Annotated in this window: 15 protein-coding genes; 7 read left to right on the top strand and 8 right to left on the bottom strand. The window is 64.3% G+C overall.

Translation table 11 applies throughout. The features are described 5' to 3' along the window. Positions 1–57 precede the first annotated feature (57 nt). Entirely contained in the window at positions 58–1,569 is a 1,512-nt protein-coding gene (locus O987_RS22545) for a S41 family peptidase (RefSeq protein ID WP_003051892.1), read from the bottom strand. Between the two features lie 127 nt (positions 1,570–1,696). Continuing rightward, positions 1,697–2,440, bottom strand: a complete 744-nt coding sequence (gene gpmA, locus O987_RS22540; RefSeq protein ID WP_003051894.1) for a 2,3-diphosphoglycerate-dependent phosphoglycerate mutase — start codon at positions 2,438–2,440, stop codon at positions 1,697–1,699. A gap of 285 nt (positions 2,441–2,725) precedes the next feature. On the opposite strand from gpmA, the gene O987_RS22535 reads away from it, so the two are divergent. The 4 genes from O987_RS22535 (at position 2,726) to O987_RS22520 (ending at position 5,250) form a co-directional block, all read left to right on the top strand. After that, positions 2,726–3,133, top strand: coding sequence for a rhodanese-like domain-containing protein (locus O987_RS22535; protein WP_003051897.1), 408 nt, complete (start codon positions 2,726–2,728; stop codon positions 3,131–3,133). Positions 3,134–3,205: 72 nt separating this feature from the next. After that, positions 3,206–3,463, top strand: a complete 258-nt coding sequence (gene grxC / locus O987_RS22530) for a glutaredoxin 3 (protein ID WP_003051899.1) — start codon at positions 3,206–3,208, stop codon at positions 3,461–3,463. 200 nt (positions 3,464–3,663) lie between these two features. Continuing rightward, positions 3,664–4,122: a protein-export chaperone SecB gene (gene secB / locus O987_RS22525; RefSeq protein WP_043374905.1), complete on the top strand. Its 459-nt coding sequence runs from the start codon at positions 3,664–3,666 to the stop codon at positions 4,120–4,122. Positions 4,123–4,239: 117 nt separating this feature from the next. Then, entirely contained in the window at positions 4,240–5,250 is a 1,011-nt protein-coding gene (locus tag O987_RS22520; RefSeq protein WP_043374902.1) for an NAD(P)H-dependent glycerol-3-phosphate dehydrogenase, read from the top strand. Positions 5,251–5,378: 128 nt separating this feature from the next. Here the strand turns inward: O987_RS22520 and O987_RS22515 are convergent, their stop codons facing one another. Together O987_RS22515 and lysA are read right to left on the bottom strand one after the other, a co-directional pair. After that, a complete protein-coding gene (locus O987_RS22515; protein WP_043374900.1) occupies positions 5,379–6,269 on the bottom strand; it encodes a DMT family transporter in 891 nt (296 codons plus the stop codon). Between the two features lie 309 nt (positions 6,270–6,578). Continuing rightward, entirely contained in the window at positions 6,579–7,826 is a 1,248-nt protein-coding gene (gene lysA, locus O987_RS22510; RefSeq protein WP_034400885.1) for a diaminopimelate decarboxylase, read from the bottom strand. 105 nt (positions 7,827–7,931) lie between these two features. Between lysA and O987_RS22505 the strand changes: the two genes are divergently transcribed. Then, complete coding sequence (locus tag O987_RS22505) at positions 7,932–8,858, top strand: LysR family transcriptional regulator (RefSeq protein WP_043374897.1); 927 nt, start codon at positions 7,932–7,934, stop codon at positions 8,856–8,858. 86 nt (positions 8,859–8,944) lie between these two features. Continuing rightward, positions 8,945–9,316, top strand: coding sequence for a polyhydroxyalkanoate granule-associated phasin (locus tag O987_RS22500; protein ID WP_003051911.1), 372 nt, complete (start codon positions 8,945–8,947; stop codon positions 9,314–9,316). A 5-nt stretch (positions 9,317–9,321) separates the two neighbouring features. Here the strand turns inward: O987_RS22500 and O987_RS22495 are convergent, their stop codons facing one another. Continuing rightward, complete coding sequence (locus tag O987_RS22495; protein WP_043374895.1) at positions 9,322–10,803, bottom strand: SulP family inorganic anion transporter; 1,482 nt, start codon at positions 10,801–10,803, stop codon at positions 9,322–9,324. A gap of 91 nt (positions 10,804–10,894) precedes the next feature. Further along, positions 10,895–11,344: a MaoC family dehydratase gene (locus tag O987_RS22490; protein WP_043374892.1), complete on the bottom strand. Its 450-nt coding sequence runs from the start codon at positions 11,342–11,344 to the stop codon at positions 10,895–10,897. A 100-nt stretch (positions 11,345–11,444) separates the two neighbouring features. Here O987_RS22490 and O987_RS22485 point away from each other — a divergent pair, with 100 nt between their 5' ends. Beyond that, positions 11,445–11,846 carry a hypothetical protein gene (locus O987_RS22485; RefSeq protein ID WP_043374890.1) on the top strand — a complete coding sequence of 134 codons (402 nt, stop codon included), beginning with the start codon at positions 11,445–11,447 and terminating at the stop codon, positions 11,844–11,846. 115 nt (positions 11,847–11,961) lie between these two features. Here the strand turns inward: O987_RS22485 and panC are convergent, their stop codons facing one another. After that, complete coding sequence (panC, locus tag O987_RS22480) at positions 11,962–12,801, bottom strand: pantoate--beta-alanine ligase (RefSeq protein ID WP_003051920.1); 840 nt, start codon at positions 12,799–12,801, stop codon at positions 11,962–11,964. A 40-nt stretch (positions 12,802–12,841) separates the two neighbouring features. Continuing rightward, a complete protein-coding gene (panB, locus tag O987_RS22475; RefSeq protein WP_043374887.1) occupies positions 12,842–13,711 on the bottom strand; it encodes a 3-methyl-2-oxobutanoate hydroxymethyltransferase in 870 nt (289 codons plus the stop codon). Positions 13,712–13,772 lie beyond the last annotated feature (61 nt).

Genomic DNA, 13,772 nt, shown 5'->3' with positions numbered 1-13,772 from the left:
CCAAGAAAAAAGCCGGGCAAGCCCGGCTGATTTTGAGCGGGTTTGACAACCCGGTGCTTATTTTTTGCTCTTGTCGGAGTCACCCTTTTCGGGGGCTTTCTTGTCAGCGGGCTTTTTGTCTGCAGCCGTCGCATCCCCGGGCTTTTCTTCGGCCTTGCGCTCTGTCAGGGTCTTGCTGACCTTGACGGGCTGGCCCTTGAGCTTGTTCAGCGCCTGTTGCAGCTGGAAGTCCTTGTCAGTTCCGAATTCCGGCAGGCGGCGTTCGGCGGCCGGCTTCTTCGCTTCCTCTTCCAGGCGTTTGCGGGCTTCCTCGCGCGCCTTTTCCAGGGCGTCATTCTTGACCTCGGCACCCTGTCCGCTGGACAGATGCTTCTCGAGATCCGCCTCGCGCATGCCCAGTGCGGCAAACAAGTCACCATCCGCCGTCTCGTCCACCATCACATCGGGCACGATGCCCTTGGCCTGAATGGACTTTCCGCTAGGCGTGTAGTAGCGCGCCGTCGTCAGCTTGAGAGCCGTATCGGGGCCCAGGGGACGCACGGTTTGCACCGACCCCTTGCCAAAGGACTGGCTGCCCATGACGGTGGCGCGCTTGTGATCCTGGAGCGCTCCGGCCACGATTTCACTGGCCGAGGCCGAGCCTTCGTTGACCAGAACCACCAGGGGCAGCTTTTTCAGGGCTGCAGGCAGGCGCTGCAAGGGATCGCCAAAGCCGCGCTGGGCATAGAACTCGGGCGATGCCTTGTAGACGGCCTTGCTTTCAGCCAGCTGGCCGTTGGTGGAAACCACGGGTACATCGGGTGGCAGGAAGGCGGCCGAGATGGCCACGGCTGCATCCAGCAGTCCGCCGGGATCGTTGCGCAGGTCCAGCACCAGGCCCTTGAGATTGGGTTCCTGCTTGTAGATTTCCTCGACCTTGCGCACAAAGTCGTCCACGGTGCGTTCCTGGAACTGGCTCAGGCGAATCCAGGCATAGCCGGGCTCGATCACCTTGCCCTTGACCGACTGGGTCTTGATCTCTTCGCGGGTGATGGTGACGGGGAAGCTGCGGCTTTCATCCTTGCGCAGGATGTTCAGGCGCACCTTGGTATTGGGTTCGCCGCGCATGCGCTTGACGGCGTCATTGAGCGTCAGGCCCTTGACGGCCGTGTCGTCGATCTTGGTGATCAGGTCGCCGGTCTTGAGGCCGGCGCGGAAAGCGGGCGAGCCTTCGATGGGAGAGACGATCTTGATCAGCCCATCTTCCATGGTGATCTCGATGCCGACGCCAACGAACTTGCCGGAAGTGCCTTCCTTGAATTCCTTGTAGGTCTTCTTGTCGAAGTACTGGGAGTGCGGGTCCAGGCTGGAGACCATGCCGGAGATGGCATCGGTGATCAGCTTCTTGTCGCTGACCTGCTCGACGTAATCGGTCTTGATCAGGCCGAAGACGGCCGACAACTGCTGGATTTCTTCAAGTGGCAGAGGTGTCACACCCCCGCGGGCCAGCGTCTGCAGGGATACGGTGGTCAACGCACCGGCGACCACGCCCACAGAGATCCAGCCTGCAATTTTGATTTTTTGACCCATAGCACCCCTTAAACCATTCGCAATATACACCTTCGACGGCAGAAGGCCCACGAGGTTCCGCAGGCCTTTTGCAGTGTCAGCCCGGTTCAGACTGCGTCAGCGATCCGAACCGGGGTGGTGCAAGGTCTCAGGCCTTTCCCTGGGCCGCGACGGCCGCTGCGGCCTTGGCTGCGGCTTCGGCATCGCCCAGGTAGTAGTGGCGGATGGGCTTGAGATCGGCGTCGAGCTCATAGACCAGAGGAATGCCATTGGGCACGTTCACGCCCACGATCTTGTCGTCGGCGATATTGTCCAGATACTTGATCAGGGCGCGGATGGAATTGCCGTGAGCGGCAACCACCACGCGCTTGCCGGCCTTGATGGCGGGGGCGATGGACTCGCTCCAGAACGGCACGACGCGCTCGACCGTGTCCTTGAGGCACTCGGTCAGCGGGATCTGCTCGGGCTGCAGCTTGGCGTAGCGGACATCGCTGCGTTCGCTGCGCGGGTCAGTGGCTTCCAGGGCTGGAGGCGGCACATCGTAGCTGCGGCGCCAGACCAGCACCTGCTCGTCGCCATACTGCTTGGCCATATCGGCCTTGTTCAGGCCTTGCAGGCCGCCATAGTGGCGCTCGTTGAGGCGCCAGCTATGCACCACGGGCAGCCAGGTGCGGTCCATTTCATCCTGCACATGCCACAGGGTACGGATGGCGCGCTTGAGCACGCTGGTGTAGGCCACATCGAAGTCATAGCCTTCTGCCTTGAGCAGTTGGCCGGCCTTCTTGGCCTGTTCGACGCCGGTGGCAGTCAGATCCACATCGGTCCAGCCGGTGAAGCGGTTTTCTAGGTTCCAGGTGGATTCACCGTGGCGGATCAGAACGAGCTTGTACATGGATTCTCTCAAAGTAGCAAAGCAGTAATGACACAAAGTCAAAAGCGTGCATTTTAGGGGCTGGGCTTTGTCCGGGCTTGAGGCAAGGAAAGCCGGACCGATCCGGCGCCGGCCGGCCTGCTATTCCTGTAGCGAGCTTCGGGGATTGTGCGCAGCGACCACTTGCGGCCCAGGGCGCGTCAACCGGGGCTATGGGCTTGCAGGCTGCAGGTCTGTGGCCCGCTGCTGCGGCCCGCAGGCTGGCCTGCCTCTAAAATCGTCCGGTTTGCCATCCCAAGGAATGACGTGAAATTCATCATTGATAACTGGTATTTGATCCTGATTGCCGTGGCTTCGGGTGTGATGCTGCTGCTGCCCGCGCTGCGCGGCGCGACCGGCGGTTCGCTGTCGGCAGCGGCTGCGGTGCATCTGATCAACCGCGAAAAAGCCGTGGTGCTGGACGTCTGCGAGCCCGAAGAGTTTGCCGCCGGCCATGTCAACGGCGCCAGGAACCTGCCGCTGAGCCAGTTGGAAGAAAAGCTGCCCACCACCGTCAAGAACAAGCAGCTGCCCGTGGTGCTGGTCTGTGCAACGGGCGCCCGCGCCGCGCGCGCCGAGGCGGTGGCCAAGAAGCTGGGTTACGAAAAGGCCCAGGCGCTGGCTGGCGGCATGAAGGCCTGGCGCGATGCTGGCTTGCCGGTTGAAAAAGCCTGATCCGGCCCCATCTGAGAACCCTGACGAATGCAGCGTTGCATGCTGCATTGCAAAAAACCAAGGAAGTTGCCCATGCAAGCCGTGAAGATGTACACCACCGCCGTCTGCCCCTACTGCATTCGTGCCAAGCAGATTCTCCAATCCAAGGGCGTGGAGCAGATCGAGGAGGTGCGCATCGACTTCGATACCGCCGCCCGCGAGCACATGATGCAGACCACGGGCCGCCGCACCGTGCCCCAGATCTTCATTGGCGACACCCATGTGGGAGGTTGTGACGATCTGATGGCGCTGGATGCCAAGGGCGGTCTGCTGCCCCTGCTGCAAGGCTGACGCAGCTGCGCCGCCCATGTTGTCCCAGGACATGAATTTGCACTTTGTGCCGGCTGCCAGGATGCAGCCATGGGCGGCCACTGCATAATGCCAAATGCTATTTTCTGGGAAATGCCTGCTGCGAGGATAGCTGCGTGCTGATTCTCCGTGCAGGCATTTTCATTTCCCTCTCAAGATTTTTCTGAAAGACCCAGCTCATCATGGCCGAACAAGACAACAGCCCCGTGTTCCAGATCCAGCGCGTGTATCTGAAGGACCTGTCCCTGGAGCAGCCCAACTCTCCCGCCATCCTGCTGGAGCAGGAGCAGCCCAGCGTGGACATCCAGCTGGGCGTGGAAGCCACCCCCGTGGCTGAAGGCGTCTACGAAGTGGCCGTGACCGCCACGGTTCAGACCAAGATTCAGGACAAGACCGTGTTCCTGGTCGAAGCCAAGCAGGCCGGCATCTTCGAGATCCGCAACGTGCCTGAAGACCAGATGGGCGGCGTGATCGGCATTGCCTGCCCCCAGATCATCTACCCCTATCTGCGCGGCAACGTGGCCGACGTGGTGACCCGCGCCGGTTTCCCTCCCGTGCACCTGGCCGAAATCAACTTCCAGGCCATGTACGAGCAGCAGCAAGCCGCCGCCGCTCAGACCGAAGGCCAGCTGCCCCAGTAAGCTGACGGCAGCTTCCGATTCCTGCGATGTGCAAGAATCGGCAGCCAGGCAAAAAAAGAGGCCCTAGAGGCCTCTTTTTATTGCGGGTTGTGCGCAAACTGCTATCAAAATTCAGGTATGAAAATTCTTGTCATCGGCGCTGGCGCCTGGGGTACGGCCATGGCCATCAGCGCGGCCACCCATCCGCAGCAGGGTAGCGTCAGCCTCTGGGCACGGGATCCGGCGCAGGCGCAGCTCATGCAGGCCGAGCGTGCCAACAGCCGCTATCTGCCCGGCATCCGCTTTCCGGATGCGCTCACGGTGGTCTGCGGCGATGTAATGGCTCATGTGGCGGATGCCGATCTGATTGTGCTGGGCACCCCCATGGCGGCGCTGCGCCAGTGGCTGGGCCAGCTCAAGGATTGCCGCCGGCCCGTGGTCTGGCTGTGCAAGGGTTTCGAGGCCGTGGCCGCCGATGCCCCTGCCGGCAGCTATGGGCTGATGGCGCATGAAGTCTGCCAGCAGGTCGCGCCGCAGCTGCAAAGCGGTGCGCTCAGCGGCCCCAGCTTCGCGGCCGAGGTGGCGCGCCAGCAGCCTACGGCTCTGGTGGCCGCCAGCGCCCATGAGGGCGTGAGCGAGCTGCTGGTGTCGGCCTTTCACGGCGAGGCCATGCGCGTCTATGCCAATCAGGACATCGTGGGCGTGGAAGTGGGCGGTGCCGTCAAGAATGTGCTGGCCATTGCCACGGGTCTTTGCGACGGCCTGCAGCTGGGGCTGAACGCGCGCGCGGCCCTTGTCACGCGTGGCCTGGCCGAGATGACGCGCCTGGGCGTGGCCCTGGGCGCGCGCGCCGAAACCTTCATGGGCCTGTCCGGCCTCGGCGATCTGGTGCTGACTGCGACCGGCGATCTCTCGCGCAACCGCAAGGTGGGCCTGTTGCTGGCCGAAGGCAAGAGCCTGGAGCAGGCCGTGACATCGCTGGGCCATGTGGCCGAGGGCGTGTACAGCGCCCGCACCGTGCTCGCCCGGGCACGCCAGGTCGGCGTGGAAATGCCCATCACCGAAACCGTGGTGGCCTTGCTGGACGGCCAGCTACCGGTCACCGAAGCCGTGCAGCATCTGATGGTGCGCGATCCGCGCGGCGAATAAGCCCATAAAACGATAGCTGTCAGCGCTTGATATTCATGGATTTCAGATACTTTTCTATCTGAAAATCAATGAATAAAGGCGGTGGCAGCTATTATTTTTTATGGCGCTGACCGGCGAATCCAGGCGCGCTACTTCGCCTCTCTGATGCTGAGCCAGGCACTCGCTGCCCCGCACAGCGCAATGACGACCATCCCCAGCACGGCCCATTGGTCGGGGATATGGCCATAGACCAGCCAGCCTGCCAGCAGCGCGCAGGGAATCTGGCTGTAGAGAAACGGCGTGATGGTCGCAGGCTCGGCTTTTTCATAGGCCTTGAGCAGCATCAGATGTCCCACGGCGCTGCCTGCGCCCATGGCAATCGCGGCCAGCCAGAGTGCGGCGCTATCCGGCAGTTGCCAGACCCAGGGCAGGGTCATGCAGGTCAGGCTCAGGGCCAGCAGGCTGGTGTAGATCTGCGTGGTCAGCGGGCGCTCCTTGCCCGCCATGCGGCTGCTCAGGATCTGATAGGCCGTGTTGGCCAGCAACTGCAGCGCAGGCCAGACCAGGGCCCAGCCGCTGAACTGGCCGCCGCCCGGCCGCAGGATGACCAGCGTGCCCGCAAGGCCCAGCGCCACCAGCACCCAGCGCAAGGGGCTGACCTGCTGGCCCAGCCAGAGCGCTGCCAGCAGGGTCAGGGCCAGCGGCGTCAGCGCCACGATGGCCGTGAACTCCGCCAGCGGCAGATAGCGCAGGCTGAGCATGGCCAGCGCATTGCTCAGGCAAAACAGAATGGCGCGCAGAAACTGAAAGCCCGGGCGCCGGGTGTGAAAAATCTCCAGCCCGTGTCTTGCCACTCCGAAGCCCACGGTCAGCACCGACTGCAGCGCATAGCGCAGCCACAGAGCCATCAGCAGCGGCAGCAGGGCGCCCGCATATTTGGAGCCCGTATCGAGTATCGAAAAACAGGCGCAGGCCAGCACCGTGAAGCCGATGCCCGTCAGCGTATGGCGATGGACCGAGGGGGCGGAGTGCTGTGACATGGACGAACTTACCGGGCACTGGGCGGTGCCGAGAGAAAAGATTTCAGGTGATTTTGGCCTGAAGCCCCTGATAACTAAGCGCTAGCTGCTATTGAATTCATGGCGTGAACTCAATCATGGGGCGTGACGCAAGAGACAGGCAGCAAGCAAGGGCCTAGCCGGCCGCACCGCCCCGCAGCTAGGGCTGCCCCAGCGATGCTGTCGTCCCCCTCCCTTAGCGCGCAGCGCGTAGAGAGAAGGGCGCCCGGCGAGAGGGGCGCCCGGCCAGGGGAAGGCGCGGGGCCGCCCAGGCAAGCGGCTCAGGGGGAATTACAAACCAATCTCCAGGGCCAGCAGTTCTTCCACCGTCTGGCGACGGCGAATCAGCTGGCTCTGTGCGCCATCGACCAGCACTTCGGCGGCCAGTGGGCGGGTGTTGTAGTTGCTGGACATGGAGCTGCCGTAGGCACCCGTGTCGTGGATCACCAGCAGGTCGCCCACGCTGGCGCCGGCCAGCGAGCGCGGCAGCACCACGCCGCCGTCGCCCTGGGTGAAGACATCGCCCGATTCGCACAGCGGGCCAGCCACCACGCTGTCCTGCGCGGGCAGGCTCTGGCCGTCGCGGCGCAGCACTTCCATGCCGTGGTAGCTGCCGTACATGCTGGGGCGCATCAGCTCGTTGAAGCCGGTATCGACCAGCACGAAGTGATTGCTGCCCGCATTCTTGGTGGCGCGCACGGTGCCCAGCAGCACGCCGGACTCGGCCACCAGGAAGCGGCCGGGCTCGAGCTCCAGGCCCAGCTTGTGGCCGACGATGGCCTCGGCCTGCTGGCGCGCCGCATCCCACAGGCCATGGTAGTGGTCGGTGTCGATGGTGGCATCGCCAGCACGATAGGGGATGGACAGGCCGCCGCCGGCACTGATGGCGTGCAGATCGACGCCAGCTGCCTTGGTGCGCTCGACCAGCTTGACCATGGCGCCGCAGACTTCCTGCAGATGGCCGTAGTCCACGCCCGAGCCGATATGCATGTGCAGGCCGGCCAGCACCAGGCCGCCGGTCTTGATGGCTTGCAGCGCCGCTTCGAGTTCGCTGTGCCAGATGCCGTGCTTGCTGTGCTCGCCGCCGGTGTTGGTCTTGTTGCTGTGACCGTGGCCGAAGCCGGGGTTGATGCGCAGCCAGACATGGTGGCCCCTGGACACGGCGGCCAGCTGGTGCAGCATGTCGATGGAGCCGGCGTTCACGGGCACCTTGTGCTCCACCACGGTGGCCAGCGTGGCCTCGTCCATCACATCGGCCGTGAAGACGATGTCGGCAGGCTCGCCAAAGCCGGGCGTGAAGCCCGCTGCCAGCGCACGCAGGACTTCGCCGCGCGAGACCGCATCCACCTTCACGCCCTGCTCGCGCATGAGCTTGAGGATGTGGATGTTGGAGCAGGCCTTCTGGGCAAAGCGCACGGTGTCGAAAGCCTTGAGCTGGGCAATGCGCTCGCGGATGGTGGCGGCGTCATACACCCACAGCGGCGTGCCGTACTGGTCGGCCAGGTTCCAGAGCTGTGCAGGAGAGAAGGGGTTTGCCATGGCGGTCTCTTGAAAGGGAATAGTTCCGCGCATCATGCACGGGGGTATCTATTCAGTCCAATAGCTTGATTTATGAAGATCATTCAATATTGATATGCTCTGCACATGACCGATTCAGAAGCTTCACAGCGCATCACCCACCGCCATATCGAGGTGTTCCGTGCCGTCATGACGGCCGGCAGCGTCACCGGCGCGGCGCAGCTGCTCTATACCTCCCAGCCCACGGTGAGCCGCGAGCTGGCGCGCATGGAGCAACTGCTGGGCTATGCGCTGTTCGAGCGTGTGCAGGGCCGGCTGCGTGCCAATGCACGTGCCTTGCTGCTCTGGGACGAGGTGCGGCGCAGCTGGCAGGGCCTGGAGCGCGTGATCGACCGCGCCGTGGAGCTGGGGCGCCCGCAAGGTGCGAGCATCAGCGTGCTGTGCCTGCCGGCACTCAGTCATGCCTTGCTGCCGGGCGCGCTGGCGCGTCTGCAGTCCCGTCACGGCGCGGTGGCCGTGAGCGTGAGCACCCAGGAGGCACCGCTGCTGCAGGAGTGGATGGCGGCCCAGCGCTTCGATCTGGGCCTGTCCGAGCTGGCCGATGCACCTCCGGGCACGCGCAGCCAGCCCTTGCCTGCCATGGATGAAGTGGCCGTGCTGCCTGCCAACCACCCACTGGCGCAGAAGGCGCTGCTGAGCGAGCGGGACTTTGAAGGCGAATCCTTCATCAGCCTGGCGCGCGACGACCCCTACCGGGCCCAGATCGATGCGGTGTTTGCCCGCGCCGGCGTGCAGCGCCGGCTGAGTCTGGAGACCGCCAGTGCCGTCGCCGTCTGCGCCATGGTGCAGCAGGGGCTGGGTCTGGCCATCGTCAACCCGCTGACGGCGCGGGCCTGCGCGGGCCCGCAGTTGGTGGTGCGGCCGCTGGCGTTCTCGATAGCGTTTCAGGTGCATATGCTGCTGCCGCTGCACCGGCCCGCGGATGCAGGCCTGTCCTGGCTGATCGCGGCGCTGGAGCAGGAGGCACTCAGCCTGCTGGATGGCAGGCCCTGAAGTTGCCGATAGGGCTATCGAAAGTGAGCTTGCGCAAACTTCTATGTTGCAGTGCACAATAAACATCTGCACCCAAGGAGTTACATATGCCTGAGTCCGCCATTCCCCATCGCACAGCCAGCGAACTGCTGGACATCAGCATGGCTGCACCTCAGGTCATCAACCACCGGCTCACGCGCATGGCGCTCAGCGGCCCGGTACTTTCTGCGCGCGATCAGAAGGAGTTCACCCGCATGGTGGTGGAAAAGCAGGTGGCCTTCAGCCAGGCCTGGCTGACCATGGGGGCCGAGATGTTCAAGGTGCAGCAGCAGCTGTGTCTGGCCTGGATGCGCAACCCCTGGACCATGGGCCAGAAGCTGCCCGTGGCCGCCGACAAGGTGGCGGCCAGGAGCCTGGCGCCGATTCGCCGCAAGGCCGTGGCCAATGCCAAGCGCCTGTCGCAGACCCGCCTGAAATAGGCAAGCTAGACCCGGATGCGCTCGATCAGCCGCTGACTGGCGTCATCCAGCCCCTTGAGCTCCACGCGGCAGCCATGCTGGCGCAGACGCTCCATGACCTTGTCCAGCGCGCCCACGGCGGTGATGTCCCAGAAATGCGCGCCGCTGACATCGATGCGGGCCTGCTTGCCAGCCACGGCACGCACGTCGAAGGCCTCGATCAGCGCATCGGCAGAGGCAAAAAACACCTGGCCGCTCACCGTCCAGGTATAGAGATCGCCAGCCTCGTTCAGGCTGCCCCGGACCTGCAGCATATTGGCCACCTTGAAGGTGAAGAACACGCCCGAGAGCAGCACGCCGGCCACCACGCCGGCGGCCAGATTGTGGGTGGCGATGGTGATGATCACCGTCACCAGCATCACCGAGCTGGACAGGCGCGGGTGGCGCACCAGATTGCCCAGCGACTTCCAGTCGAAGGTAGAGACCGACACCATGACCATGATGGCCACCAGAGCAATCACCGGCACCCGGGACACCCAGGGCTTGAGGGCGACCATCAGAATCAGCAGAAACACCCCGGCAAACAGGGTGGACAGGCGGCCGCGGCCGCCGTATTTCACATTGCCCACGGCCTGGCCTATCATGCCGCAGCCCGCAATGCCGCCGAACAGGCTGGCCGAGACATTGGCCAGGCCCAGGCCCGTGCATTCGCGGCTCTTGTTGCTGGGCGTGCCCGTCAGGTCATCCACCACGGCCGCCGTGAGCACGGACTCCAGCAGGCCCACCATGGCAATCGCCAGGGCCGGCAGGGCGATGATGCGCAGCGTCTCCAGGCTTGCGGGGATTTCGGGCAGGGCGAACAGCGGCAGGCTGTCCGGCAGATGGCCCAGATCGGCCACGGTCTTGAGCGGCAGACCCATGAGGCTGCCCAGCAGGGTCAGCACCAGCACGCAGATCAGTGGTGAGGGAATGGCGCCCAGCGCCTTGAGCTGCAGCCTCTGTCCCAGCCAGGGCAGGCCGTAGATCAGGGCCAGGCCCAGGGCCAGCATGGCCCAGGTGGCGGTGTTGGCGCCATGCAGATGCGGCAGCTGGGCAGAAAAGATCAGAATGGCCAGTGCATTGACAAAGCCCGTGCGCACCGAGCTGGAGACAAAGCGCACCAGGCTGCCCATCTTGCACAGGCCGAAAGCGATCTGCATGGCGCCGGCCAGCAGGCCTGCGGCCAGCAGATACTGCAGACCATGCGAGGCGACCAGCGGAGCTGCCACCAGGGCCACCGAGCCGGCCGCTGCCGAGACCATGGCCGGGCGTGCGCCGAACACGGCAATCACGATGCTGATGATGAAGGAGGCGTACAGCCCCACGGCCGGGTCCACGCCCGCGACAAAGGAAAAGGCAATGACCTCGGGAATCAGCGCAAACGTGGCGACGGCGCCGGCCAGCAGCTCACGCGGAACGCTGGGCGCCCATTCGGCGCGCCATCGGCTCAGGGAAAAATGGGGATTCATATCGCAGCAGCAAGTGAGGCGCTGCCCATGCAAAGCAGACAGCGCCGGTGGGCGATATTAAGCAGTGCCCAGGACTTTTGCTGCCTGAGGGTCAGGCCGGGCGCTTGAAGCACACCATCTTGGGCCTGAAGCGCTGCAGCACCTCGCCGCGCTGGTTCCTGGTGTGGGAGAGCACGCGCACCAGGGCCCGGTTGGGTTTGGACTGGGAGGGAATGATCTCCACGATTTCGGACTCCACCTGCAGCACGTCGCCGGGGCGCGTGGGCTGGGGCCAGGCCAGCTCTTCCATGCCGCCGCCGATCACGCCGTCGGCCAGGGGAATGCTTTGCGTCAGCAGCAGCATGCTGATGGAGGCTGTATGCCAGCCGCTGGCGGCCAGGCCCTGGAAGAAGGTGTGCTTGGCAGCTTCGGGGTCGAGGTGAAAGACCTGGGGGTCGAACTGCCTGGCATAGGCAATGATTTGCGCCTCATCCAGCGGATAGCCGTCGCTGACGAACTTCTGGCCTACGTACAGATCATCCAGATACAGTTTCTCGCTCATTGGCGTCCTCTTTCATGGCGGTGTATGGGGTGGCCGACAGTATGCGCGGCGGCGAACCCGGCCGCTGTTGCCAAGGTGCCAGAGCGCTATGCTTGGACGCATGAATTTCGAGTTTGAAGATTCCGAGGTCGCCGCGATCAGCCTGCAGGATGGAGCGTTGCAGATCCGCTTTTCCGCCGCCCGTGTGCATGACGGTGAGCGAGTCGGAACCGGCGAGGGGCTGTGGCAGCCGTTGCTATTGATATGCAAGCACATTGCGCAGACTGACGAAGCGCTGGAGGCTGATTTGGATCCAATCCTGGCCGCCTTGGGCCGTGTCCGGCAAGCGCAGCTGCATGTCGCCGGGCAGCGCCTGCACCGTCTGCCCCTGCCTTTTGCCAGCGATGCGGGTTTTGTGCTGGAGCTGGAAATGGGCGACGGCCTGTTTTGCCGGCTCAAGGGGCGGGGGCTTGCGCTGCAGGCTCTGCCCAGTCAATCGTCGGTGGACTCCTACCAGTGCTGATGGCGCTCCTTGCCTCTGTATCGTTCTTGACGCTGGACACCGGCGCGGCCTGAATCAGAGGCGCCGGGCAAGGGGCAGCATGCCCTTGCCCGGCGCCTAAGAGGGATGCGCAATCCTAGAACTCCAGATTGTCTATGAGTCGGGTGCTGCCCAGGCGTGCCGCGCCCAGGGCCACCAGCTCGCCGCTGCGCGCATCGGCAGGTGTCTGCAGATCGCTGCGCTGGCGCACGCTCAGATAGTCGGGCTCCCAGCCCTTGGCGCGCAGCGCGGCCATGGCCTGCGCTTCGAGATCGGCCAGATTGCCACCCTGGCGCGCAGCATCGGCCAGGGCCTTGAGCGCCCGGGACAGCGCCATGGCCTGCACGCGCTGTTCATCGCTGAGGTAGCCGTTGCGCGAGCTCAGGGCCAGGCCGCTGTCGGCGCGTGCCGTCGCGCAGCCGATGATCTCTATGGGCAGGGCGAACTGCTGCACCATGCGGCGGATCACCATCAGCTGCTGATAGTCCTTCTGTCCGAAAACGGCCGTGCCGCCGCCCGTGGTGGCAAACACGGCCTGGAACAGCTTCATGACCACGGTGCAGACGCCGGTGAAGAAACCGGGGCGGAAGTGGCCTTCCAGGATGTCGGCCAGCTGCGCATCGGGCTGGACCTTGAAGGTCTGCGGCTCGGGGTAGAGGTCTTTCTCCCTGGGGGCGAAGACGATGTCGCAGCCTTCGGCTTCCAGCTTGGCGCAGTCGGCATCGAAGGTGCGCGGGTAGCTGTCGAAGTCTTCGTGAGGCAGAAACTGCAGGCGGTTCACGAAGATGCTGGCCACGGTCACATCGCCGTGCTGGCGGGCCTGGCGCACGAGGCAGAGATGGCCTTCGTGCAGATTGCCCATGGTGGGTACGAAAGCAGGGCGACCGCGACCGGCCAGAGCGGCGCGCAGGTCGGCGATGGTGTGAACGATTTGCATGACTCGAACAGTGGGGGAAAACGAAAACAAAGGCCCGGGTTCACCAGGCGTGCAGCGCATTGTCAGGGAAGCTGCCATTCTTGACCGCTTGCACATAGGCTTCCATGGCGCCCTTGACGCTGCCTGCATCGGCCATGAAGTTGTGCACGAACTTGGCCATCTTGCCCAGATTCACGCCCAGCATGTCATGCAGCACCAGAACCTGGCCGGCCGTGCCATTGCCCGCGCCAATGCCGATGGTGTGGCACAGCGGCAGTTCCTCGGTCAGCTGGGCGGAGAGGGTTGCGGGCACCATCTCCAGCACCAGCATGGAGGCTCCGGCGTCCTGCAGCTCCAGCGCATGCTGGCGCAGCGTGGCCGCTGCCTGCTCGTCCTTGCCCTGTACGCGATAGCCGCCCAGTGCATGCACGGTCTGCGGCGTCAGTCCCAGGTGGGCGCAGACGGGCACGCCGCGGTCGACGAGAAAGCGCACGGTGGGAGCCGTCCAGCCGCCGCCTTCGAGCTTGACCATATGGGCACCGGCCTGCATCAGCTGGCAGGCGCTGCGCATGGCCTGCTCGGGACTTTCGGCATAGCTGCCGAAGGGCATGTCGGCAATCACCCAGGCCGTGGCCTGGGCGCGGTGCAGGCCACGCGTGACGCTGGCCGTGTGATAGGCCATATCCTGAAGCGTCACTCCCACGGTGCTGTGCAGTCCCTGGCAGACCATGCCCAGCGAGTCGCCGACCAGAATGCACTCCACACCGGCCGCGTCGGCCACGGCGGCAAACGTCGCGTCGTAGGCGGTCAGCATGGTGATTTTTTCACCGGCAGCGCGCATCTGGGTCAGTCGCGGCAGGCTGACGGGGCGGCGCTGGGGCTGGGGTGAAGAGGGGGGGATGGTGCCGTAAGGCGTGCCGGTAGCGGTCATGAGCTGTCTCCTGATATGTCTATGGCCTGGCCCCGCAGAAAAAGCCTGCAGGCAAATTTGC

The organism is Comamonas testosteroni TK102, from assembly GCF_000739375.1.
Taxonomy (GTDB): Bacteria; Pseudomonadota; Gammaproteobacteria; order Burkholderiales; family Burkholderiaceae_C; genus Comamonas; species Comamonas brasiliensis.
Note: the sequence above shows the minus strand (reverse complement) of the source record. Positions and strands in the feature narration are given on the sequence as shown.